This is a genomic window from Rhizobacter sp. P5_A1 (assembly GCF_056400745.1).
Window position 1 is genome coordinate 15,518 of sequence record NZ_JBFUKR010000011.1, and the last position, 20,864, is coordinate 36,381.

General features: G+C 71.4%; 22 protein-coding genes. 16 read left to right on the forward strand and 6 right to left on the reverse strand.

What is annotated here, in order from left to right; genetic code table 11:
* Nucleotides 1-134 precede the first annotated feature (134 nt).
* Genes AC1DTW_RS13890 through AC1DTW_RS13900 form a run of 3 tightly spaced genes read left to right on the forward strand, consistent with a single transcriptional unit; the run spans nucleotide 135 to nucleotide 2,864 of the window.
* Nucleotides 135-1,574 (forward strand): DUF6513 domain-containing protein, encoded by a 1,440-nt coding sequence (locus AC1DTW_RS13890; RefSeq protein ID WP_477981748.1) that lies wholly within the window; start codon nucleotides 135-137, stop codon nucleotides 1,572-1,574.
* Nucleotides 1,567-2,172 carry a DUF447 domain-containing protein gene (locus AC1DTW_RS13895; RefSeq protein ID WP_477981749.1) on the forward strand — a complete coding sequence of 202 codons (606 nt, stop codon included), beginning with the start codon at nucleotides 1,567-1,569 and terminating at the stop codon, nucleotides 2,170-2,172. Before AC1DTW_RS13890 ends, AC1DTW_RS13895 begins: the two co-directional genes overlap by 8 nt.
* Nucleotides 2,169-2,864 (forward strand): (5-formylfuran-3-yl)methyl phosphate synthase, encoded by a 696-nt coding sequence (locus AC1DTW_RS13900; protein WP_477981751.1) that lies wholly within the window; start codon nucleotides 2,169-2,171, stop codon nucleotides 2,862-2,864. Before AC1DTW_RS13895 ends, AC1DTW_RS13900 begins: the two co-directional genes overlap by 4 nt.
* A 14-nt stretch (nucleotides 2,865-2,878) precedes the next feature.
* Here AC1DTW_RS13900 and AC1DTW_RS13905 read toward each other — a convergent pair whose 3' ends face one another.
* From AC1DTW_RS13905 to AC1DTW_RS13915, 3 genes are read right to left on the reverse strand one after another with little or no spacing between them, the layout of a single operon-like run.
* Nucleotides 2,879-3,478: an amino acid kinase family protein gene (locus AC1DTW_RS13905; protein WP_477981752.1), complete on the reverse strand. Its 600-nt coding sequence runs from the start codon at nucleotides 3,476-3,478 to the stop codon at nucleotides 2,879-2,881.
* Complete coding sequence (locus tag AC1DTW_RS13910) at nucleotides 3,478-4,572, reverse strand: hydantoinase/oxoprolinase family protein (RefSeq protein ID WP_477981753.1); 1,095 nt, start codon at nucleotides 4,570-4,572, stop codon at nucleotides 3,478-3,480. Before AC1DTW_RS13910 ends, AC1DTW_RS13905 begins: the two co-directional genes overlap by 1 nt.
* A complete protein-coding gene (locus AC1DTW_RS13915; RefSeq protein WP_477981755.1) occupies nucleotides 4,562-5,506 on the reverse strand; it encodes an ATP-grasp domain-containing protein in 945 nt (314 codons plus the stop codon). Before AC1DTW_RS13915 ends, AC1DTW_RS13910 begins: the two co-directional genes overlap by 11 nt.
* A 69-nt stretch (nucleotides 5,507-5,575) precedes the next feature.
* Between AC1DTW_RS13915 and AC1DTW_RS13920 the strand changes: the two genes are divergently transcribed.
* The 9 genes from AC1DTW_RS13920 to AC1DTW_RS13960 all read left to right on the forward strand — a co-directional run bounded on the left by AC1DTW_RS13920 (nucleotide 5,576) and on the right by AC1DTW_RS13960 (nucleotide 15,742).
* Nucleotides 5,576-6,283 carry a HisA/HisF-related TIM barrel protein gene (locus tag AC1DTW_RS13920; protein WP_477981757.1) on the forward strand — a complete coding sequence of 236 codons (708 nt, stop codon included), beginning with the start codon at nucleotides 5,576-5,578 and terminating at the stop codon, nucleotides 6,281-6,283.
* A gap of 216 nt (nucleotides 6,284-6,499) precedes the next feature.
* Nucleotides 6,500-7,756 carry a molybdopterin-binding domain-containing protein gene (locus tag AC1DTW_RS13925; RefSeq protein ID WP_477981758.1) on the forward strand — a complete coding sequence of 419 codons (1,257 nt, stop codon included), beginning with the start codon at nucleotides 6,500-6,502 and terminating at the stop codon, nucleotides 7,754-7,756.
* The gene (locus AC1DTW_RS13930; protein WP_477981759.1) at nucleotides 7,753-9,462 is read left to right on the forward strand and encodes a formylmethanofuran dehydrogenase subunit A; all 1,710 of its coding nucleotides are present in this window, start codon (nucleotides 7,753-7,755) and stop codon (nucleotides 9,460-9,462) included. Before AC1DTW_RS13925 ends, AC1DTW_RS13930 begins: the two co-directional genes overlap by 4 nt.
* The gene (gene fhcD / locus AC1DTW_RS13935) at nucleotides 9,459-10,388 is read left to right on the forward strand and encodes a formylmethanofuran--tetrahydromethanopterin N-formyltransferase (RefSeq protein ID WP_477981760.1); all 930 of its coding nucleotides are present in this window, start codon (nucleotides 9,459-9,461) and stop codon (nucleotides 10,386-10,388) included. Before AC1DTW_RS13930 ends, fhcD begins: the two co-directional genes overlap by 4 nt.
* Nucleotides 10,385-11,206, forward strand: coding sequence for a formylmethanofuran dehydrogenase subunit C (locus AC1DTW_RS13940; RefSeq protein ID WP_477981762.1), 822 nt, complete (start codon nucleotides 10,385-10,387; stop codon nucleotides 11,204-11,206). Before fhcD ends, AC1DTW_RS13940 begins: the two co-directional genes overlap by 4 nt.
* Nucleotides 11,207-11,261: 55 nt before the next feature.
* The gene (gene fae, locus AC1DTW_RS13945; protein WP_477981763.1) at nucleotides 11,262-11,795 is read left to right on the forward strand and encodes a formaldehyde-activating enzyme; all 534 of its coding nucleotides are present in this window, start codon (nucleotides 11,262-11,264) and stop codon (nucleotides 11,793-11,795) included.
* A gap of 71 nt (nucleotides 11,796-11,866) precedes the next feature.
* Nucleotides 11,867-13,717: an aminodeoxychorismate synthase component I gene (gene pabB / locus AC1DTW_RS13950; protein ID WP_477981764.1), complete on the forward strand. Its 1,851-nt coding sequence runs from the start codon at nucleotides 11,867-11,869 to the stop codon at nucleotides 13,715-13,717.
* A complete protein-coding gene (locus AC1DTW_RS13955) occupies nucleotides 13,714-14,397 on the forward strand; it encodes an HAD family hydrolase (protein ID WP_477981765.1) in 684 nt (227 codons plus the stop codon). The genes pabB and AC1DTW_RS13955 overlap by 4 nt, the downstream gene beginning before the upstream one ends.
* 220 nt (nucleotides 14,398-14,617) lie before the next feature.
* Nucleotides 14,618-15,742 carry a methyl-accepting chemotaxis protein gene (locus tag AC1DTW_RS13960; protein ID WP_477981766.1) on the forward strand — a complete coding sequence of 375 codons (1,125 nt, stop codon included), beginning with the start codon at nucleotides 14,618-14,620 and terminating at the stop codon, nucleotides 15,740-15,742.
* Here the strand turns inward: AC1DTW_RS13960 and AC1DTW_RS13965 are convergent.
* From AC1DTW_RS13965 to AC1DTW_RS13975, 3 genes are all read right to left on the reverse strand, one after another.
* On the reverse strand, nucleotides 15,691-16,380 hold the full coding sequence (locus AC1DTW_RS13965; protein ID WP_477981767.1) for a M48 family metalloprotease: 690 nt from the start codon (nucleotides 16,378-16,380) through the stop codon (nucleotides 15,691-15,693). The two genes, AC1DTW_RS13960 and AC1DTW_RS13965, sit on opposite strands and share 52 nt — an antisense overlap.
* A 107-nt stretch (nucleotides 16,381-16,487) precedes the next feature.
* The gene (locus tag AC1DTW_RS13970) at nucleotides 16,488-17,117 is read right to left on the reverse strand and encodes a response regulator (protein WP_477981768.1); all 630 of its coding nucleotides are present in this window, start codon (nucleotides 17,115-17,117) and stop codon (nucleotides 16,488-16,490) included.
* Nucleotides 17,114-18,496 (reverse strand): HAMP domain-containing protein, encoded by a 1,383-nt coding sequence (locus AC1DTW_RS13975; RefSeq protein ID WP_477981769.1) that lies wholly within the window; start codon nucleotides 18,494-18,496, stop codon nucleotides 17,114-17,116. Before AC1DTW_RS13975 ends, AC1DTW_RS13970 begins: the two co-directional genes overlap by 4 nt.
* A 253-nt stretch (nucleotides 18,497-18,749) precedes the next feature.
* Here AC1DTW_RS13975 and pqqA point away from each other — a divergent pair, with 253 nt between their 5' ends.
* The 4 genes from pqqA to pqqD all read left to right on the forward strand — a co-directional run bounded on the left by pqqA (nucleotide 18,750) and on the right by pqqD (nucleotide 20,859).
* Nucleotides 18,750-18,824: a pyrroloquinoline quinone precursor peptide PqqA gene (gene pqqA / locus AC1DTW_RS13980; RefSeq protein WP_477981900.1), complete on the forward strand. Its 75-nt coding sequence runs from the start codon at nucleotides 18,750-18,752 to the stop codon at nucleotides 18,822-18,824.
* A gap of 81 nt (nucleotides 18,825-18,905) precedes the next feature.
* Nucleotides 18,906-19,826, forward strand: coding sequence for a pyrroloquinoline quinone biosynthesis protein PqqB (pqqB, locus tag AC1DTW_RS13985; protein ID WP_477981770.1), 921 nt, complete (start codon nucleotides 18,906-18,908; stop codon nucleotides 19,824-19,826).
* Between the two features lie 2 nt (nucleotides 19,827-19,828).
* Nucleotides 19,829-20,584 (forward strand): pyrroloquinoline-quinone synthase PqqC, encoded by a 756-nt coding sequence (gene pqqC / locus AC1DTW_RS13990; protein WP_477981771.1) that lies wholly within the window; start codon nucleotides 19,829-19,831, stop codon nucleotides 20,582-20,584.
* Nucleotides 20,581-20,859, forward strand: coding sequence for a pyrroloquinoline quinone biosynthesis peptide chaperone PqqD (gene pqqD, locus AC1DTW_RS13995; RefSeq protein WP_477981772.1), 279 nt, complete (start codon nucleotides 20,581-20,583; stop codon nucleotides 20,857-20,859). The genes pqqC and pqqD overlap by 4 nt, the downstream gene beginning before the upstream one ends.
* Nucleotides 20,860-20,864 lie beyond the last annotated feature (5 nt).

Below are 20,864 nucleotides of genomic sequence, written 5' to 3' on the forward strand. Positions count from 1 at the left end.
GCGAGCCCGTTGCCGCGCTGCCGGCAAGCCATGCATCCCGGGCATTGTGTTTGCATGCGATGCCGAACCGGTGGTGGTGACGAAGTCGCCGCTCGAAGCGGCGCTCGATGCGCGCTGAAGGAACTCTCGCTCGCATGGAACACATCGTCTTCCTGACCGGACGCCTCGCCGAGGCCAGCCTCGTGCGCGTTCTGGGCGGGATCGAGGCATTGCCGTTCAGCTGGGAGGTGCGCGAGATCGGCCTGCAGGTCGCCGCGCTGATGACGGCCGAGATGATCCAGCGCCGCGTTGCCGCGCCGGTGCAGGCCGACCGCATCATCGTGCCCGGCCGCTGCCGCGGCGACGTCGATGCACTGACGCGCCACTACGGCATCCCGGTCGAGCGCGGCCCCGAGGAACTGAAGGATCTGCCGCGCCACTTCAACCGCGCCGCGCAACCGATCGACCTGAACGAACACGAGGTCGCGATCTTCGCCGAGATCGTCGACGCGCCGCAGCTCACGGTGGCGCAGATCGTCGAGCGCGCCCGCGTTCTCGCGGCCGATGGCGCCGACGTGATCGACATCGGCTGCCTGCCCGAAACGCGCTTCGATCATCTCGCCGACAGCGTGCAGGCGCTGAAGGCAGCGGGGTTCACGGTCAGCGTCGATTCGATCGATCCCGACGAGCTGCTGCGCGGCGGGCGCGCCGGCGCCGACTACCTGCTGAGCCTGAGCCTCGACACGCTGTGGGTCGCCGACGAGGTCGCGGCCACGCCGGTGCTGATCCCGCGCGTGCCCGCCGACGAGGCTTCGCTGTTCGAGGCCGTCGAACGGATGCAGCGCAGCGGCCGGCCGTTCCTGGCCGATTCGATCCTCGACCCGATCCCGTTCGGGCTGACCGCGTCGATCGTGCGCTACCACCGGCTGCGCGAGCGCTTTGCCGACGCGCCGATCATGATGGGCGTCGGCAACCTGACCGAGCTGACCGAGGCCGACACCAGCGGCATCAATGCGCTGCTGTTCGGCATCGCGGCCGAGCTGAAGGTCGCCGCGGTGCTGACCACGCAGGTCAGCGCGCATGCGCGCCGCGCGGTGCGCGAGGCCGACTGGGCGCGGCGCATCATGCACGCCGCGGCGCGCCACCAGACCTTGCCCAAAGGCATCAGCGACGCGCTGATGACGGTGCACGCGAAGCACCCGTTCCCCGACACGCCGCAGGAGATCGAAGCGATCGCGGCCCAGGTGCGCGACCCGAACTTTCGCGTCCAGGTGTCGGCGCGCGGGCTGCATGTCTACAACCGGGACGGGCTGCGGCTCGGTCAGGGTGCGTTCGAACTGTGGCCGCAGCTCAAGCTCGAGCACGATGCGAACCACGCGTTCTACATGGGCGTCGAGCTCGCGCATGCCGAGATCGCGTGGCGCCTGGGCAAGCGTTACGTGCAGGACCAGCCGCTGGACTGGGGCTGCGCCGTCGCGACCGACGCGCCGGACCTGAACACCTGGTGCGCGCCCGGCAGCACACTGACCACCGCGAAGACCGGCCGCGCGCGCGGCGCGGTCACCGCAGCTCCAACGACGCCGAACGATGAATGACGTGATTTACGAGACCGTGATCAGCACGGTCGCCGCGGATGGCACACCGCATGTCGCGCCGATGGGCGTGCGCTACCGCCGAACCGAGACCGGCAGCGACGTGATCCTGATGCCGTTCAAGCCGTCGACGACGCTGGCGAACATCGTCGCCGGCGGCCACGCGGTGCTCAACATCGTGACCGACACGCGCGTCTTCGCCGGCTCGGTGACCGGCCGGCGCGCGTGGCCGCTGGAGCCGGCCGACCGGGTCGCCGGCGTGCGCCTCGCCTGCGCGCTGAGCCATGTCGAGCTTCGCCTCGCCGAGCTGCAGGACGACCCCCAGCGCCCGGTGCTGCGCATGGCGCGCGTGCACGAGGCGAATCACGCGCCCTACCTCGGCTTCAACCGCGCGCAGGCGGCGGTGATCGAGGCCGCGGTGCTCGTGAGCCGGCTGCGCATGCTGGCGCCGGCCAAGGTGGATGCCGAGATGAACTACCTGCAGATCGCGATCGACAAGACGGCCGGCCCCGAGGAGCACGAGGCCTGGGGCTGGCTGACCGAGGCCATCGCGCGCCATCGTGCCGCGGCGCCGGCTGCGGCGCCGGAGAGGCCGGCATGATGCGCATGCTCGTCAGCGTTCGCGACGTCGCCGAGGCCTTGCTGGCCGCCGATGGCGGCGCCGACTTCATCGACCTGAAGGAGCCGCGCGACGGTGCGCTCGGCGGCCTCCCGGTCGCGACGATCGGCGCGGTCGTGCGCGCGCTGCGCGGGCAGGGCAGCCGGCTGCCGATCAGCGCGACGATCGGCGACCTGCCGATGACCGATCCCGGCGCGATCCTGGCGCAGGTCGAGGCGGTCGCGGGCTGCGGCGTCGACTACGTGAAGGTCGGCATCGAGCGCGACGCGCGCGCCGGCGCGGTGCTCGACGCGCTGGCCGCCACCGGCCACGCGATCGTGCCGGTCTTCATCGCCGATCACGGGCTCGCGTTCGAGCAGGTCGAGCGCGCCTGCGCGCTGAACTTTCCCGCGCTGATGGTCGACACCGCCGACAAGCTCGCCGGCAGCCTGTTCGACGTGCTGCCGGACGCCGAACTGCGCCGCTTCGTCGGCAGGGTCCGAGCGAGCGCTGCGCTGGTCGGCCTGGCCGGCGCGTTGCGGCGCCCGCAGCTCGCGGCACTGCATGCACTGGCGCCCGACTTCGCGGGCTTCCGCAGCGCGGTCTGCGCCGGCGACCGCGGCGGCGAGCTCGATCCCGAGCGTCTGCGCACGCTGGCTGCGGCGCTGCACGCCACGGCATTGGCACCGGCCTGACGCGGCCCTGCCCGTCAGCTGTCGAGGTGCCGCGGCTCGCCGAGCAGCAGCGAGCGCATGCGCGGCAGCTCGCTCTTGTCCATGATCTCGATCGGGAACGCGACGCCGCGCGCGCGGCCGTCGAAGCCTTCATCGAGCACGCCCGCCGCACCGAGCTGCGCGAGCGTGTGCGTCGGGTCGATCGCGCAGGACTTGACGACGACCAGCCGCTCCGCGTTCAGGTCGCGCGCCAGGTCGAGCGCGATCGTGTCGGAGGTCGCGCCCCAGTGGGTCCGGTGATCGGGCTTGTCGCGCTGCAGTTCGAACGGCAACCAGATCGCCGCACGGCCCCGATGCAGCACCGCGGCGATGTCGGCCCTGCGCTCGGCGAGCTGCAGCGTCGGGTTCATCGCATGCAGCTGGTAGGCGGTCTGCACCATCGCGAGCACCGCCATGTTGTGGGCCGCGAGGTCGTTGAATTGCCACAGCGCCTGGATGCGCCGTACTTCATCGGCGAGGCCGCCGCCGCCGCAGACGACCGTGACGCGCCCGCCGCCCAGCTGCGCGAGCAGGTCGAGCCAATGCGGCAGCGCCGGGTCGGCGGTCAGGCTGCCTCCGAGCTTGACGACCCACATCAGCGCTGCTCTCCATCGAAGAGCGCCGCGACCGCGACCGCCGGTGCGCACACCTGGGCCCAGCGCGCGATCGTCTCGGCGCCGAGCGGCGCATCGGTCGCGGCGCGCGCGATCTCGCGACCATAGTGCCGGCAGCTCGGCGTGGCACCGGCTCGCGCCACGACATCGGCGACGAGAAAGTCGCCGCAGCCCGCGCCGAGCGCGACCGTGGCGTTCGACAGGCCGTGCGCCGCGAGCACGCGGCGCAGCTGACCACCGAGTTCGTCGATCTGCCGCGCGCGCCATGCGTGTGCGAACGCGAGCCAGTCGGCGGGCGCGGCATCGCGTTCGTCGAGGCCGATCATCCGCGCCAGGCGGCGCCGCGTGGCCGGCAGGTCCTTCGGGCCGTTGTCGGCGCTCGGGTGCAGGTCGTGGGCCGGGTCGAGCTCGCCGGTCAGCCGGTAGACATCGGCGCTGGTGGCGAAGAACTCGTTCATCACGTTGAGCTCGCGGCCCTGCCATGCGATGCGCGGCCCGAGTGCGCACAGCGGCGTGCGCACGACACCGTGGTAGACCAGCTCGCCGGTCGCGAGCCGTGCGGCATCGCTGCGGCTGTCGGTGATGACTCGCCCGCCGCGAAACGCGATCAGGTCGGTCGTCGTGCTGCCGATGTCGATCAGCACGCCCTCGGCGATGCAGCGCGCCGCATGCGAAGCGGTCGCGAGCCAGTTGGCCGACGCGATCTGCTCCCAGTGCGCGCCGACATCGGCGACGCGGCACCAGCCCGCCTCGCCGGCGAAGAAGTGCATCGCCTCGGGCCCGCGGGCCGGTGCGAGCGTGCTCGCCAGCGTTGCCGCGATGCGCCGCACGCCGTCCTCGCGGTGCTCGAACAGATCGGTCATCTCGCCGGTCATCGTGACCGCGTGCGCGGCGCGGCCGAGCTGCGGCCAGCGCGTGCGGGCGAGGTGCAGCACGCGTTCGAGGTGCTCGATGCCCTGCCAGAGCGGGCAGGCCCACTGCGCCACATCGACGACGCGGCCGTCGCGCATCAGGCAGGCCTTGACGTGCGCGCCGCCGATGTCCCAGCCGATCACATGGTGGCGGTCAGGCGGCATGGGAGACCTCCGTTCGATGCGCGGCGAGCAGCGCGGCCGCGAGGTTGCGCTCGAGCGCCGCCGACAGGCCGACATACGCCATCGTGACGCGCGGGTTGATCTCGATCAGCACCGGCCCGCGCTGCGCATGCCAGACCAGGTCGACGCCGACGTGGCCGTGCAGGCCGGGAACGCCGCGCGCCAGCGTCTGCGCCCAGGCCTGCAGCGCGGCAAAGCGCGCATCGGTTCGCGGCAGCACGTTGACCTGCACGCCCACGAACGACAGCACGCCGAACGCGTCGATCGTCAGTTGCTGGCGGTTCACGCTGAGCAGCTCGGTGCAGCCGGCGCTGCACAGCAGCGACAGGCTGAGCGGCTCGCCCGCGACCCAGGCTTCTAGCACGGCCGCTTCGCCGCGGAACCGGCGCGTCTCGAGATCCTCGCGAGCCGCGGCGTGCGTGTTGTGCACGCTGGTCGCGACCGCGCCGGCGCCGTCGTCCGGCTTGACGATCCAGCGGCGCGTGCCGGGTGAACTCGCGAAGGCCAGCGGTGTCGTCAAGCCGTGCGCGGCCGCATGCGCGAGCGTGGCGCGCTTGCTCGAAGTCAGCGCGATCGCCGCGGCATCGCAGCCGAGCCAGCGCGCGTCGTCGACCACCCGCTGCAGCCGCCCGAGCACGCCGCCGGTCTCGGGCGCGATGGCCCAGACGGCATCGTGCAGACGGGCCTGCTGCGCGACGAAGTCGGCTGCGCAGACGCCCCGCGGCGGGCTCACTGCGCGCGCTGTCGCCGGCACCTCGGGCGCGTGCGGACCAGCCGCGACCGACACGTCACAATCGCCGGCGCGCAGCAGATCGCAGGTCACCGCATCGCGCATCGCGCGGCCGGCGGCGAGCAGCTCGGCGTCGGCGCCGGCTGCGCTGCCGCTGAGGTGCTCGTAGACGAACACGCGCATCATCGCGCGGCCCGGTCCTTGCGATTCACGGGGGCAACGAACTCGACAGCAGGCTTGAAGATGAACGATGGCATGACCCTGATTCCGGTGATCGATCTGTTGAAGGGGCAGGTGGTGCGTGGTGTGCGCGGCGATCGTCAGGCGTACCGCCCGATCGAATCGGCCTTGTGCGCGAGCAGCGACCCGGTGACGGTCGCCTGCAGGCTGGTCGACCATTGTGCGGCGCAGCAGCTGTATGTCGCGGACCTCGAAGCGCTGATGGGCGGGCAGCCCCAGCGCGACGTGCTGCGCGCGCTGCTCGCCGCGGTGCCGGGCATCGACCTGTGGGTCGACGCCGGGTTCGCCGACGCCGACGCCGCCGCCGCGTTGCGCGAACAACTTGCGCCGCATTCGGAACGCATCGTGCCGGTGTTCGCGAGCGAGTCGCTGGGTTCGCGCGCCGCGCTCGAGGCTTGCCGCGCGCGTTTCGGCGCCAGTGGTGCGGTGCTGTCGCTCGACCGGCGCGACGGCCAACGCCTCGACCCGGCCGGCTGCTGGGACGCGCCGGCGCTCTGGCCGCAGCGCGTGATCGTGATGACGCTCGAGCGCGTCGGCTCCGGCGCCGGGCCCGATCTGGAGACGATGACCGAGCTGCGCCGCATCGCGCCCGGAACCACGCTGGTCGGCGCCGGCGGCGTGCGCAGCCTCGACGACCTCGCCCGCGCCCGTGAAGCCGGCGCCGGCGCCTGGCTCGTCGCCAGTGCGCTGCACGATCTCCAACTGCCGCGTGTGCCGCGTTGAGCCGCGTGCTGCCGCGGCGAAGAAAGAATCCCTGCCATGGCCGGTTCGCATCATGAATCGTGCCATCCCTTCGGAGGCGCTTGCGGCGTCCGCGAGCGGCCAAAAGCGCGACACAGTGTTCCAGAACTGCCATCGTCGGACCATCGCTGAGGTCCGCCGGTGGCGCTGCTCCGTGCCCGGGGGTCAATGGCACATCGCTTGCGTGGCGTTCGCTGGATGAGCGTCTCCGAGTCGACCTCCGGCCCTGCTGCGGCAGCCTGGACCTGCCCTTTCTGCCCCCTGCTGTGCGACAGTTTTTCGGTCGATGCGGGCGCGGCCGGGTGGGCGCTGGTCGGCAGCGACTGCTTGCGCGCGCGGTCGGCGCTGGCGCACTTCGGCAGCGCGCCCGAAGCGTCCGCGGCACCGGCCCAGGTCGACGGGGTCGCCTGCGATCTGGACGCCGCCATTGCCGCCGCTGCGCGCCGGCTCGCTGCGAGCCGGCAGCCACTGTTCGGCGGGCTCGGCTGCGACGTGGCCGGCGCGCGCGCGCTGTATGCGCTGGCGTGCCGGACCGGTGCGATCTGCGATCCGGCCGAAGGTGCGACGCTGATGCACGGCCTGCGCGCGCAGCAGGATCGCGGCGGTTTCACGACCACACTGGCGGAAGTGCGCACACGCGCGGACCTGGTCGTCTGCATCGGGCCGCTGCCGACCGAGCGCCACCCGGAGTTCCTGCGCCGCTGCGGCGTCGGCGCGGGCAGCAGCGCGCAGTTCGTCGTGCTGCAACCCGCGTCGGAACCCGTCGCGGAAGCGGCCGTCCCGGGCATCGAGACCGTGCGCCACGACGGCGACGTGTTCGACGCGGTCGCGCTGCTCGCGGCGTGCGTCGCCGGGCGCGCGGTCGGCGCTGCGGGCGGCGCGCTGGCCCCGCTCGCGGCGCGGCTGCACGCGGCACGCTATGCGGTGCTGGTCTACGAGACCGGGCGCCTGCCGGCGCATGGCGCGCTGGTCGTCGAGGCGATCAACCGGATCGTCTCGACGCTCAACCAGCGCAGCCGCGCCGCGGCCCTGCCGCTCGGCGGCGGCGACGGCGCCTCGACGGTCAACGCGGTCTTCACCTGGCTCTCTGGCCTGCCGATCCGCAGTCGCGCCGCGCCGTACGGTCTCGAGCACGAGCCGTTGCGCTTCGATGCGCGGCGGCTGCTCGCCGACCGCAGCGTCGATGCGCTGCTGTGGATCGCGAGCTTCGGCACCGAGGCCGCGCCGCCGCTCGTCGATCTGCCGCGCATCGTGCTCGCGCATCCGCGCTTCGCCGCCGCGGTGCAGGGCGCCGGGACGGTGTTCATTCCGGTGTCGACACCGGGCATCGGTTCGACCGGGCATCTGTTCCGCACCGATGGCGTGGTGCTGCTGCCGCTGTCCGCGGTGCGCGATGACGGCCTGCCGACCGTGGCCGACGTGGTCGGCCGCATCACCCGGGAGCTGGGCCGATGACGCTGCTCCGCCTGCGCGGCGGTCGCGTGATCGACCCGACCGCCGAGACCGCCCAGACCGTCGACGCCGCGCGCGACCTGTGCATCCGCGACGGCCGCATCGTCATGGTCGCGCCCGAGGCGCCGGTCGACGGGGAGATCGATGTCAGCGGCTGCGTCGTGATGGCCGGCGGCATCGACATGCACACCCACATCGGCGGCGGCAAGGTGAACCTGGCCCGCACGCTGATGGTCGAAGACCACCGCGCCGGCGCCAATCCGTTCGCGTTGCCCGGCAATCCGCTCGAGCTGCCATCGTGCGGCGGCTGCACCCCCGGGACGCTGGACACCGGCTACCGCTATGTCGAGATGGGCTACACCGCGGCGTTCGAGCCGGCGATGGTGGCCGGCAACGCACGCCACGCCCACATGGAGATGGGCGACGTACCGATCCTCGACCACGGCGCCTACGTGATGCTCGGCAACGACGAGCTGTTTCTGCAGATGCTGCACGAGGGCGGCGCCGCGGCCAACAACTTCGCGCAGATTCGCGACTACGTGGCCTGGACGATCCACGCCACGAAGGCGATGGGCGTGAAGGTCGTGAACCCCGGCGGCATCTCGGCGTTCAAGTTCAACCAGCGCCGGCTGAACGTCGACGAGAACCACGTTCACTGGCAGGTCACGCCGCGCCAGGTCGTGCACACGCTGGCGCGCGCGCTGCGCGAGCTGGGCGTGCCGCACCCGCTGCACATCCACGGCAGCAACCTCGGCATCGCCGGCAACATCGAGTCGACGCTCGAGACGATTCGCGCGCTCGAGGGCCTGCCGGCGCACCTGACGCACGTGCAGTTCCATGCCTACGGCACCGAGGGGCCGAAGAAGTTTTCTTCGGCGGCCCTGCAGCTCGCGGAGGCCGTCAACGCCAACCCGCAGGTCAGCATCGATGTCGGCCAGGTCATGTTCGGCCAGACCGTCACCGCATCGGGCGACACGATGCGCCAGTACGCGCAATCGGGCCTGGCCAGCCCGCGCAAGTGGATCGGCGCCGACATCGAGCTCGACGCCGGCTGCGGCGTCGTGCCGTTCCGCTACCGCGAGCAGAGCTACGTGAACGCGCTGCAGTGGGCGATCGGCTTGGAGATCTTCCTGTCGGTGACGAATCCCTGGCAGGTCGTGCTGACCACCGATCACCCGAACGGCGGGCCGTTCACGAGCTATCCGCACCTGATCCGCCTGCTGATGGACCGCAGCTTCCGCGAGGAGCAACTCGCGAAGCTGCATCCCGAGGTCGCGGCGAACTGCGCGCTGCGTTCGATGACCCGCGAACTGACGCTGGCCGAGATCGCGGTGATGACGCGCGCTGCGCCGGCCAGATTGCTCGGTCTGCACGACCGCGGCCACCTGCGCGAAGGCGCCGCGGCCGACATCGCCGTCTACCGCGAGGCCGCCGACTTTGAAGCGATGTTCACGACACCCGAGTACGTCTTCAAGGACGGCGTCGTCGTCGCGCGTTCCGGCCGCATCACCGCGGTGCCGGTCGGCGGCACCCACTTCGTCGAGCCCGGCTATGACACCGCGATCGAGAAGGTGCTGCGCCGCCACACGCAGGCGCACGGCCTGCTCAGCGCCGAGCGGATGGTGATCGGCCACGACGAGCTGTGCCGCTGTTGCAATGGCGGGCGACTGCTGCCGACCGCGTGCCTCGAAGCGGGGGCAGGGTCATGAGTTCAGCGTTGCAGCGCAACGGCGTCGTCATCGACGACACCTTCGCCGAAGCCTTCCCGATGAAGGCCACGCGCCTCGTGATCACCGCGCACAGCCTGACCTGGGCACGCCATGCCGCGGTCAGCGCGACCGGTTTCGCGACCTCGGTGATCGCCTGCGGCTGCGAGGCCGGCATCGAGCGCGAGCTCGGCCCCGACGAATCGCCCGACGGCCGGCCCGGCGTTGCGGTGCTGATCTTCTCGATGTCGGGCAAGGAGCTCGCGAAGCAGGTCGAGCGCCGCGTCGGCCAGTGCGTGCTGACCTGTCCGACCACCGCCGTCTTCGCCGGCATCGCGGAGGGCGAGGCGATCGCGCTCGGCAAGAACCTGCGCTTCTTCGGTGACGGGTGGCAGATCTCGAAGGTGATCGCCGGCGTGCGCTACTGGCGCGTGCCGGTGATGGACGGCGAGTTCGTCGCGCAGGAAACCACCGCGGTCACGAAGGCCGTCGGCGGCGGCAACCTGCTGATGCTCGCGAGCAGCACCGACGCGGCGCTCGCGGCCGCCGAGGCCGCGGTGCGGGCGATGCAGGCGCTGCCGAACGTCGTGATGCCGTTCCCCGGCGGGGTTGTGCGCTCGGGCTCGAAGATCGGCAGCAAGTACGCGTCGCTGAGCGCGTCGACGAACGACGCGTTCTGCCCCGGCCTCTACGGCCTGGCCGCGAAGACCGAGCTCACACCCGACGTGCGCTGCGTGCTCGAGATCGTGATCGACGGGCTGACCGATGCCGATGTCGGCGCCGCGATGCGCGCCGGCATGCAGGCCTGCATCGCGATCGGCGCGGCCGGCGGGCTGCTGCGGCTCTCGGCCGGCAACTACGGCGGCAAGCTCGGGCCGTACCACTTTCACCTGCACAAGCTGCTCGCCACCGAAGAGGTCGCGCGATGACCCGCGTACGGCTCGCGCTGAAGCAGTCGCCGGCGCTGCGCGTCGACCTGCGCGGCGTGGCGCCGGCGGCGCTGGCCGGCCTGGCACCGGCGCAGATCGAGCGGCTGACGCTGACGCACGGCATGCAGACGCTGCCGCTGGCCGAGTTCTTCAAGGTCACCTGCGACGACACACCCGAGCCCGGCGGCGAGCTGGTGCTCGAAGGCGACCTGTCGCGCTTCGACCGCATCGGCTGGCAGCTCGCCGGCGGGCGCATCGTCGTCGCCGGCCCGGCGGGCGACTACGCCGGCGCCTGCATGAGCGGCGGCGAAGTGCGGGTGCAGGGCAACGCCGGCGTGCTGGCGGCTTGCGAGATGGCGGGCGGCCTGCTGTCGATCGATGGCGACGCCGGCGATCACGCCGCGAGCGGCCTGCCGGGCAGCATGGACGGCATGCGCGGCGGCACGTTGATCGTGCGCGGCCGGGCCGGCGACCGTTTCGCCGATCGCATGCGGCGCGGCACCGCGCTGGTGTTCGGCGATGTCGGCGACTTCCTCGCGTCGCGGCTGGTCGCCGGCACGATCGCGATCGGCGGCCGCGCCGGCGCGCACATCGGTTACGGCATGCGCCGCGGCAGCCTCGTGTTCGCCGGCAGCGCGCCCGCCATCGCACCGACCTTCGTGCCCGCCCTCGCCGAGGCCGAGGTCGCGTGGCAACTCGTCGCGCGCGACATCGCGCGCCACGGCGGGCCATTCGAGGGCCTGGCGGCGCGGCGCTTCGTGCGCCGGCTCGGCGACCTCGCGGCGGACGGCCGCGGCGAAGTGATCGTCGCGATGTAGGCTTGCTGCGCTGCGACCGCGCGGCATCGAAGATTCCCCTGACGAAAGACCCACGATGAGCAACGACTACCTCTTCCACGCCGGCGAGGCGACCGTGCTGGCGCGCGACGGCCAGTTCACCGATGCGATGCCCGAGATCCTGATCGGCCGCAGCAGCGGCCCGGTCGGGCAGGCCTTCGCGAACATGATGGCGCAGAGCAAGGGCCACACCGCGATGTTCGCGATCCGAGCCTGCAACCAGCTGGTGCGGCCGCCGACCATCGTCGTGCCCAAGGTCACGCTGAAAGACGCCGCCAACATCGACCTGTTCGGCGGCGTCGTGCAGAGCGCGACCGCCGACGCAGTCGTCGACTGCCTGATCGAAGGGATCATCCCGAGGTCGATCGCCAACGAGCTGTGCATCATCAGCCTGGTCTGGATCGACCCGCGCTGCGCGAAGGATCCGAACCTCGACAAGAAGGACATGTACCGCACCAACCACGAGGCGACGATGCTCGCGATCCGCCGCGCGCTGAACAACGAGCCGTCGATCGACGAGCTGATCGCGAACCGGCACACGATCAAGCACGACATGGACGATTGGTCGTGAAATGAAGGCCGGTACATTCACCGCAGTGGCGCAGAGGGCGCACGGGCGCTTCGCCATCGAGTGAACTGATCATGGGCTGCGTTGCGCTGCTCGACGACCGCGACGCCACGCGCGCGCGGCCGAGCAGCCGCTTGTACGAAGGCTTCGAGCGCGAACACCGCTGCGTCGATCCGGCGCAGCTCGATGCGGTGTGGACGCAGGTCGATGCCGACCAGCGCGCCGGCCTGCACGCGGTGCTGCTGGCCGACTACGAGTGGGGCACGAAGCTGCTGAAGGCCGGGGCGAAGCCGGGTGACGCATCGGTGCTGCGGGTGCTGATGTTCCGCACCTGCAGGCGCCTGGCGCGCGACGAGGTCGATGCGTGGCTGGCCGAGCGCGACCCGTCGGATGCCGACACGCCGGCTGGCGTGATGAACCTGCAGCCGAGCGTCGACCGCCCTGAATTCACGCACGCGATCGAGGCGATCCACGAGGCGATCCGCGCCGGCGAGACCTACCAGGTCAACTACACCTACCGCCTCGACGGCGCCGCCTACGGCTCGCCGCTGGCGCTGTACCGCCGTTTGCGTGCGCGTCAGCCGGTTGCGTATGCGGCGTTCATCGCGCTGCCGGACGGCAGCGGGCCCGTGACGCATGTGCTGTCGCTGTCGCCGGAGCTGTTCCTGCGCCACGAGGCCGGGCTGCTGACCGCGCGGCCGATGAAAGGCACCGCGGCGCGCGTCGCTGCGCCCGAGAGCGACAGCGAATCGGCGCGCCTGCTCGCGATCGACATCAAGAACCGCGCCGAGAACCTGATGATCGTCGACCTGCTGCGCAATGACCTGGGGCGGCTCGCGCAGACCGGCTCGGTGCGGGTGCCGGCACTGTTCGCGATCGAGCCGTACACGACGCTGTTCCAGATGACCTCGACCGTGACGGCGCAGATCCGCGCCGAGGTCGGCATGCCGGAGCTGCTGCGCGCGGTGTTCCCGTGCGGCTCGATCACCGGCGCGCCGAAGCACCACACGATGGAGCTGATCGCCGGCCTCGAGAGCACGCCGCGCGGCTTGTACTGCGGTGCGATCGGCTGGGTCGATGCACCGTCCGGCGCGGCCCGCATCGGCGACTTCTGCCTGTCGGTGGCGATTCGCACGCTGACGCTCGGCGCCGCGGCGCGCGGGCTGCGCCCGCTGCGCATCGGCATCGGCGCCGGCATCGTGATCGACAGCCGCGCCGACGACGAGTTCGACGAATGCCGGCTGAAGGCACGCTTCCTGACCGGCCTCGACCCGGGTTTCGAACTCTTCGAGACGATGCGCTGGGAGCCGGGGCAGGGTGTGCGCCACCTCGATCGCCACCTCGCGCGGCTCGCAGGCAGCGCGCAGGCGCTCGGCTTCGAGCTCGACGCCGACGCGGTGCGGGCCGCGCTGGATGCGTTCGCCCGCGACGCGACCGCGGTCGTGACAAGGCTGCGCCTCGCGCTCGCGCACGACGGGCGGCTCGACCTGACGCACGCGCCGCTCGCGTCGTTGGCCGAAGGGCCGGTCCGGCTGCTGCTCGGCCCCGAGCCCTTGCCCGAGGACCGACCCCTGGCCGCCCACAAGACCACGCTGCGCCGCCATTACGACGCCGGCGTGCGCGCGGCCGAGAGCGCGGGCGCGTTCGACACCCTGTTCTTCGACGCCGCGGGGCGGCTCGTCGAGGGCGGCCGCAGCAACGTCTTCGTGCGCCTGGACGGCCGCTGGTGGACGCCGCCGCTGTCCGACGGTGCCTTGCCCGGCGTGATGCGCGGCGTGCTGCTGGCCGATCCGGCCTGGGGCGCGCAGGAGCGCAGCCTGACGCGCGCCGAGCTCGCGCGCGCCGCGGGCCTCGTCGTCTGCAACGCGCTGCGCGGTGCGTTGGTCGCCGAACTCGCCACGCTGCCGCAGCCGGCGCGCGCATGAAGCTTGCACTGTTCGACCTCGACCACACGCTGATCCCGTTCGACAGCGGGATGGCCTGGACGCATTTCCTCGTCGAACGCGGCGTGCTGCCGGCCTCGGCCGACGCGACCTATCTCGACTATTGCAAGCAGTACGTCGCCGGCACGCTCGACATCCACGCGATGCACTTCGCCAGCGTCGCGCCGCTCGCGAGCGTGCCGCGCGCCGAGCTGGCGCAGTGGGCGCGCGAGTTCGAGGTCGCGCTGCGTGCACGCGTGCCTGCAGACACGCGCGAACTCGTGCAACGCCACCTCGACGCCGGTGACCTGTGCGCGATCGTCACGGCGACGACCCGTTTCATCGCCGAGCCGTGTGCGCGCCTGTTCGGCGTGCCGCACGTCGTCGCAACCGAGGCCGCGACCGCCGACGGCACCCCCGGCGGCATGCTGACCGGCGCGATCGAGGGTCTGCCGTGCTTCCGCGAGCACAAGGTGACGCGCGTGCGCCAGTGGCTGGCGCAGCAGGCGCCGGGCGGCCCGGTCGACCTCGGCGCGTTCGAGCAAAGCTGGTTCTACTCGGACTCGACGAGCGACCTGCCGCTGCTGCGGGCCGTCTCGCACCCGGTCGCGGTGCGCCCGGACGCGGCGCTGCGCCGGCACGCGCTGACTGCAGGCTGGCCGATCTTCGAGCCGGTGGCCTGACGCCGCGTCCCGCTACCGGGAAGTTTTCGCATGCGCCGACCGAAATGAGCATTCAGGTCGCCGATGCGCGCTCCGATATCCCTCTCAGTGCCGCCCGGCCGCCCGAAGGGACTGAGGCGCCCCCTCGGGGGCAGCAAACGAAGTTTGCGTGGGGGTTCCATCCTGGTTCTAGGCTGAACGCCGGTCGTACGCGGCGGGCTCGTTTGATCGGAGACATGAAGTGAACTGGATACGCAAAGTGAGCCTGGTGCGCCGGGTGACGATAGGTTTCGGCTGCACCGCGGCATGCATCGCCGGCATCGGCGGCGCCGGCGTGTGGGCGCTGGAAGGGGGTGTGTCGGCGAGTGCCGCCAGTGCCGCGGCGTGGAGCCTGGGCGCCGCGACGGTCGGCGCCTGCGTGTTCGCGCTGATCGCCGCCTGGGCGATCCGCAGCAGCATCAAGGACTCGGTCGAATCGACCGTGCAGTGCGTGATCCGCATCGCCGGCGGTGACCTCGAGACCAAGATCGAGTCGCCCGGCAAGGACGAGGTCTCGTGGCTGCGCGCCGAACTCAACTCGATGCGCAAGAAGCTGCGCACGATGGTGCTGGATGTGCGCCAGACCGTGGAGGGTGTCAACACCGCCTCCGAAGAGATCGCCAGCGGCAACCTCGACCTTTCGACCCGCACCGAGAACCAGGCCAGCGCACTGCAGCAGACCGCCAGCTCGATGGAGCAGCTCGCGAGCACGGTGCAGAGCAATGCGCGCAGCACGAACGAGGCGCGCAGCGTCGTCACGCAGTCCAGCGAGGTCGCGGCGCGCGGCGAGCGCACGATGCGCGACGTGATCCAGCGCATGGGCGAGATCAACGGCAGCGCCACGAAGATCGGCGAGATCATCGGCGTGATCGACGGGATCGCGTTCCAGACCAACATCCTGGCGCTGAACGCCGCCGTCGAGGCGGCACGCGCCGGCGAGCACGGCCGCGGCTTCGCGGTCGTCGCCTCCGAGGTGCGCGGCCTGGCGCAGCGCAGCTCGACCGCGGCGCGCGAGATCAAGACCTTGATCGGCGACTCGGCGCAGAAGGTCGAGGCCGGCTCGCGGCTCGTCGACGACGCCGGCCGCACGATGCAGGAGATTCTCGACAGCGTGAATCGCGTGTCGCGCCTGATCACCGACATCGCCGACGCCGGCCAGTCGCAAAGCAGCGGCATCGACCAGGTGCACCAGGCGATCGCGCAGATCGACACGATGACGCAGCAGAACGCCGCGCTCGTCGAGCAGCTCGCGGCGGCCGCGCAGTCGCTGAAGGGTCAGTCGGGGCGGCTCACCGAGTCGATGAGCTCGTTCCGCGTCGTCGCCTGATCGATCCCCTCTGAAGCCTGCACGGTTCGCAGCGATGCGAGCCGCTTGCGCGTGCCCGGATGGGTCGGCGTGTCCGGGTTCACGCCCAGGTGCATGAAGGCCGTCACCGCATCCTGCGACGGGTGGCCGAGCAGCCGCAGGGCATGCGCGCCGTAGGCATCGGCCTCGAGTTCCTGCCGGTACGCGAGACTCGATGCATCGCGCCCGAGCAGCGCGGCGACCGGCTCGGTCTGCTGCGGCGTCACGACGCCCGGCACCCATTTCTGGTACAGGCGCTCGGTCTGTTCCCAGTGCCGCAACTCGATGTGGCCGAGTTCGTGCGCGAGGATGAAAAGGCGCTCGCCCTCGCTCAGGTCGGCCAGCGATTCGTTGGCCAGCACGATGCGGCCCTGCAGCGTCTCGGCGACCGTCTCGCCCTGGATCACGCGCAGCTCGATCGGGTGCCCGATCTGCAGCGCGCGCGCCAGCGTCTCGAAACTGGTGCGCACCGTTCGCGCACGCGCACTGCCCGGCTCGGCGACCGGCGCACGATCCAGTCGTGCCAGCTGCGAGCGCGCCAACACGCCGAGGATGCCGTCATCGCCGTGGGCCACGGGGCCGGCGAGCAGCAGAGTGAGTGAGAGGATCCACCGGCGCATCTCGAACGCTCCTGCGGCACGAGAGGCCGGCCGCTGATTGGTGCAGTGCAACAATCATGCCAGAAATACGGGTTAACCCGTATTCGGAAGGCCGAGCGGGTCAGGAATCAGGCCTCGATCAAGCCCCAATGCAGCGCGACCAACGTCAGTTCCGACTGGTTGCTGGCGCCGAGCTTCTGCTTGACATGGAACAGGTGGGTGCCGACGGTGCTCGGCGAGAGCTTCAGGTTCTCGGCGATCTGCGCGACGCTCAGGCCGCGCGCCAGTTGCACGAACACCGAGAACTCGCGTTCGCTGAGCGCATCGGCCGGGCTCGTCTCGCCGCGCACGCCGGCGACCGCGAGCGCCTGCGCGGTATGCGCATCGACATACGGCCGGTTCGCGGCAACCGCGGTCACCGCGGCAATCAGCGCCTCGGGCGCACTGCGCTTGGCGAGGTAGCCGAGCGCGCCGGCGCGCAGCACGCGCCGCGGATGGGCGGTGTCTTCGTGCGCCGAGAGCGCGAGCACGCGCGCCTTCGGGTCCTGCGCGAGCAGGCGCCGCACCGCCTCGAGCCCGCCCATGCCGGGCATCGACAGGTCCATCACGACCACGTCGGGCCGCACGCGGGCGTAGTCGGCGCAGGCCTGTTCGCCGGTGTCGGCCTCCGCGACGACCTCGACCTGCGCGTCGGCGAGCAGCATGCGAAAGCCCATGCGCACAAGCGCATGGTCGTCGACGAGCATCACGCGGATCATGCGGCGCGCACCTCGGCCGGCGCTGCCGGTGCGACGGCCTCGAGCGGCAGTCGCACCTGCAGGCTCACGCCGTGCGGCGCGCGGGCGTCGAGGCGGAAGCTCCCGCCCAGGCCCTCGACGCGCTCGGCGAGCCAGCGCAGGCCGTGGTGTCCGCTGGCGGGCGGCGACTCGGCCGGCAGGCCGCAGCCGTCATCGCTGACGGCGAGCACGGCCGCGTCGGCATCGCGCCGCAGCTCGACGCGGATCTGCGTCGCGTGCCCGTGGCGCAGCGCGTTGGTCATGCCCTCCTGCGCGCCGCGGTAGAGCGCCAGCGCGGCGTCGGCGCCGAGCCGGGCATCGCCGAGCTCGACCCGCAGCTCGATCGCCACCTCGGGCTGGCTGCGCCGCGTGCGCTCGACCAGGTCGGCGAGCGCGTCGGCGAGGCCGAAGGTGTCGAGCATCAGCGGCGCGAGCCGCGGGATGATGCCGTGCATCGCCTCGTACAGGCGCGTGGATTCGTCGGCGATCAGCCGCGCCGCCTGCTCGGCCTGCGCGTCGAGCCCGCGCACGCGCTGCGCGATCGAGACCGCCATGCTGTGCATCGCGGTCACCGACTGGCCGAGCTCGTCGTGCAGCTCGCGCGCGATCAGGCGCCGCTCCTGTTCGAGCTGGCGATCGATCCAGCGCGTCAGCTCGCGGTTGTCCGACAGGCGCGCCTCGGCGAGCGCGGCGCGGCGCTCGGTCTCGATGTTCTGGCGCAAGCGGCCGACCATCCGGTTGAAGGCCGCGCCGATCAGCGCCGCCTCGGTGCCGGGCAGCGGCGGCAGCGCGGCGTCGAAGCGCCCGGCCTCGAGCGCCTCGAGCGCGCCGACGATGCGGCCGAACGGCCGTACCGTGCGCCCGACCAGCCAGAACACCAGCGCGTTGACCGCGAGCAGCAGCACCGCCGCGCCCGAGGCGAGCACGAGCAGGTAGTCCCAGGCATCGACGGCCGCACGCGAGGCGTTCGATTGCGTCACCAGCTTGCCGCCGGGAAACTCAATCGATTGCACCGAGGGCTCGGGTGCGATCAGCCGCTCGAACCACGCTGGCGCGTCGCGCCCGGCCTTGTACGCCGAGGGCGGCGAGCGGTACAGCTCCTGGCCCTGCTCGTCGTACAGCACGATGTCGTTCGAGCGCACGCGGCCGATGCCCTGCAGGTAAGCGAGCATCGCCGGCGTGCCCTGCGCGGCATAGAGCCAGGCGTTGCGCTGCAGCAGCTGCGTTGCGACGCGGTTCGCCGCGACCACCTCCTCGTGCACCGACTCGCGCATGCTGCGCAGCTGCAGCGCGAGCACGGCCGCGACGAACAGGATCGTCAGCGCACCGACGATCAGGTTGATCTTCAGGCGCAAGGTCATGCTGCGGGCGCGGGCGCCGGCACGCGGTTCGGGAGTGGAGGGCAGTGCACGCGCCGATGGTAGCGAGCCGGCCCCACCGCGCCGGCCGAAAGGGGCTGACCCGCGGTCCGATTCATGAAAATCATGAGGCTCGAATCATGGTGGCGCGACTGGTCGACGCGCCCGCCGCGCGAGACCATGCGTTGCGGGATGCAGCTGCGTGTCCCTGCGCAAGCCGATCGGCCTGCGTGTCATTCACCTCAGGAGACTTTCTATGCAATGGACCACACCGACCGCCTGTGATCTGCGCTTCGGCTTCGAGATCACGATGTACGTCAGCGCTCGCTGAACGACCACGGCGCCGACGCTGCGCTCGCGCGTGGCGCCGGCGCCTCCTTTGCTTTCCCCCAACGAATTCCTTCGCACGCTCATGCGCATCACCGTGCTCGGCTCGGCCGCCGGCGGCGGCTTCCCGCAGTGGAACTGCAACTGCCGCAACTGTGCCGGCGTGCGATCGGGCAGCGTGCGCTGCAAGCCGCGCACCCAGTCGTCGATCTTCGTGCGCCCCGACGATGCGACCGACGGCGTTCTGTTCAACGCCTCGCCCGACATCCTCGAGCAGATCCGCGCACGCCCCGAGCTGCAACCGGCCCGCGCGCTGCGCGACACCGCGATCGCCGGCGTCGTGCTGATGGACGGCCAGGTCGACCACGCCACCGGCCTGTTCATGCTGCGCGAGCGCAATTCGAAGCTGCCGCTTTGGTGCACCGACCCGGTCGCCGAAGACCTGAGCCAGGGCAACCCGATCCTGCGCGTGCTCGGCCACTACTGCGGCGTCGAGCGGCATCGCATCGAACTCGACGGCACGCCGTTCCGCGTTCCCGGCGTCGAGGGCTTGAGCTTTCGCGCACTGCCGCTGTCGAGCAAGCCGGCGCCGTATTCGCCGCACCGCGAGCAGCCGGTCGACGGCGACAACATCGGCATGCTGATCACCGACGCGACGAGCGGCGCGAGCGTGTTCTATGCGCCCGGCCTCGGCGCGATCACGCCACCGGTCTTCGACGCGATGGCCGGTGCCGACGCGGTGCTGGTCGATGGCACCTTCTGGACCGACGACGAGATGCCGCGCCTCGGGTTGAGCCGCAAGACGGCGCGCGACATCGGCCACCTGCCGCAGTCCGGCCCGGGCGGCATGATCGAGTGGCTCGGCCAGCTGCCGGCACGCACCCGGCGCTGCCTGATCCACATCAACAACACGAACCCGATCCTCGACGAAGATTCCGACGAACGCGCTGCGCTGGACCGCGCGCGCATCGAGGTCTGCGAGGACGGCATGCTGATCCCGATCTGACGATGAAACCCGAAATCCTCCAGGCGCGCCGCGAGCCGGCACCCGCCGACGCCCCCGCGTGGAACGCCGTCGAGTTCGAGGCGAAGCTGCGCGAGCGCGGTCGCGCCTACCACATCCACCACCCGTACAACGTGATGCTCAACGGCGGCAAGGCGAGCCGCGAGCAGGTGCGCGGCTGGGTCGCAAACCGCTACTACTACCAGATCGCGATCCCGATCAAGGACGCGGCCGTGCTCTCGAACTGCCCGGACCCCGCGGTGCGGCGCGGCTGGGTGCAGCGCATCCTCGATCACGACGGCTTCGAGCTGGGCGGCGTGCGCGACGCGGGCGGCATCGAGGCCTGGCTGCGACTGGCCGAAGCGGTGGGCCTGACCCGGGACGAGGTCGTCGACCTGCGCCACGTGACCCCCGGCGTGCGTTTCGCGGTCGACGCCTACGTGAACTTCGCGCGCCGTGCGCCGTGGCAGGAGGCGGTGTGCTCGTCGCTGACCGAACTGTTCGCGCCCGAGATCCACAAGCAGCGCCTCGCGACCTGGCCCGAACACTACCCGTGGATCGAGCCCGAGGGCCTGCACTACTTCCGCAGCCGCGTCAGCCAGGCGCGGCGCGATGTCGAGCAGGGCCTCGCGGTCACGCTCGCGCACTTCACGAGCCGCGCGGCGCAGGAGCGCGCGCTCGAGGTGCTGCAGTTCAAGCTCGACATCCTGTGGACGATGAACGACGCGATCGCGTTGAAGTACGGAGTGACGTCGGCATGACCACCGCGCTCGCGACATCGATCCGCCCGCGCATCGGCGCGGGCTTCCGCCTGCAATGGGAGCCGGCGCAGGACTGCCACGTGCTGCTCTATCCCGAAGGCATGGTCAAGCTCAACGGCAGCGCCGGCGAGATCATGAAGCGCTGCGACGGCGCACGCAGCGTCGAGGCGATCGTCGGCGAACTCGAGACCGCGTTCAACGCCTCGGGCCTCGAGCCGGAAGTGCTGTCGTTCGTCGAGATCGCCGGTCGGCAGCGCTGGCTGGTCTGGGAGTGAGCGGC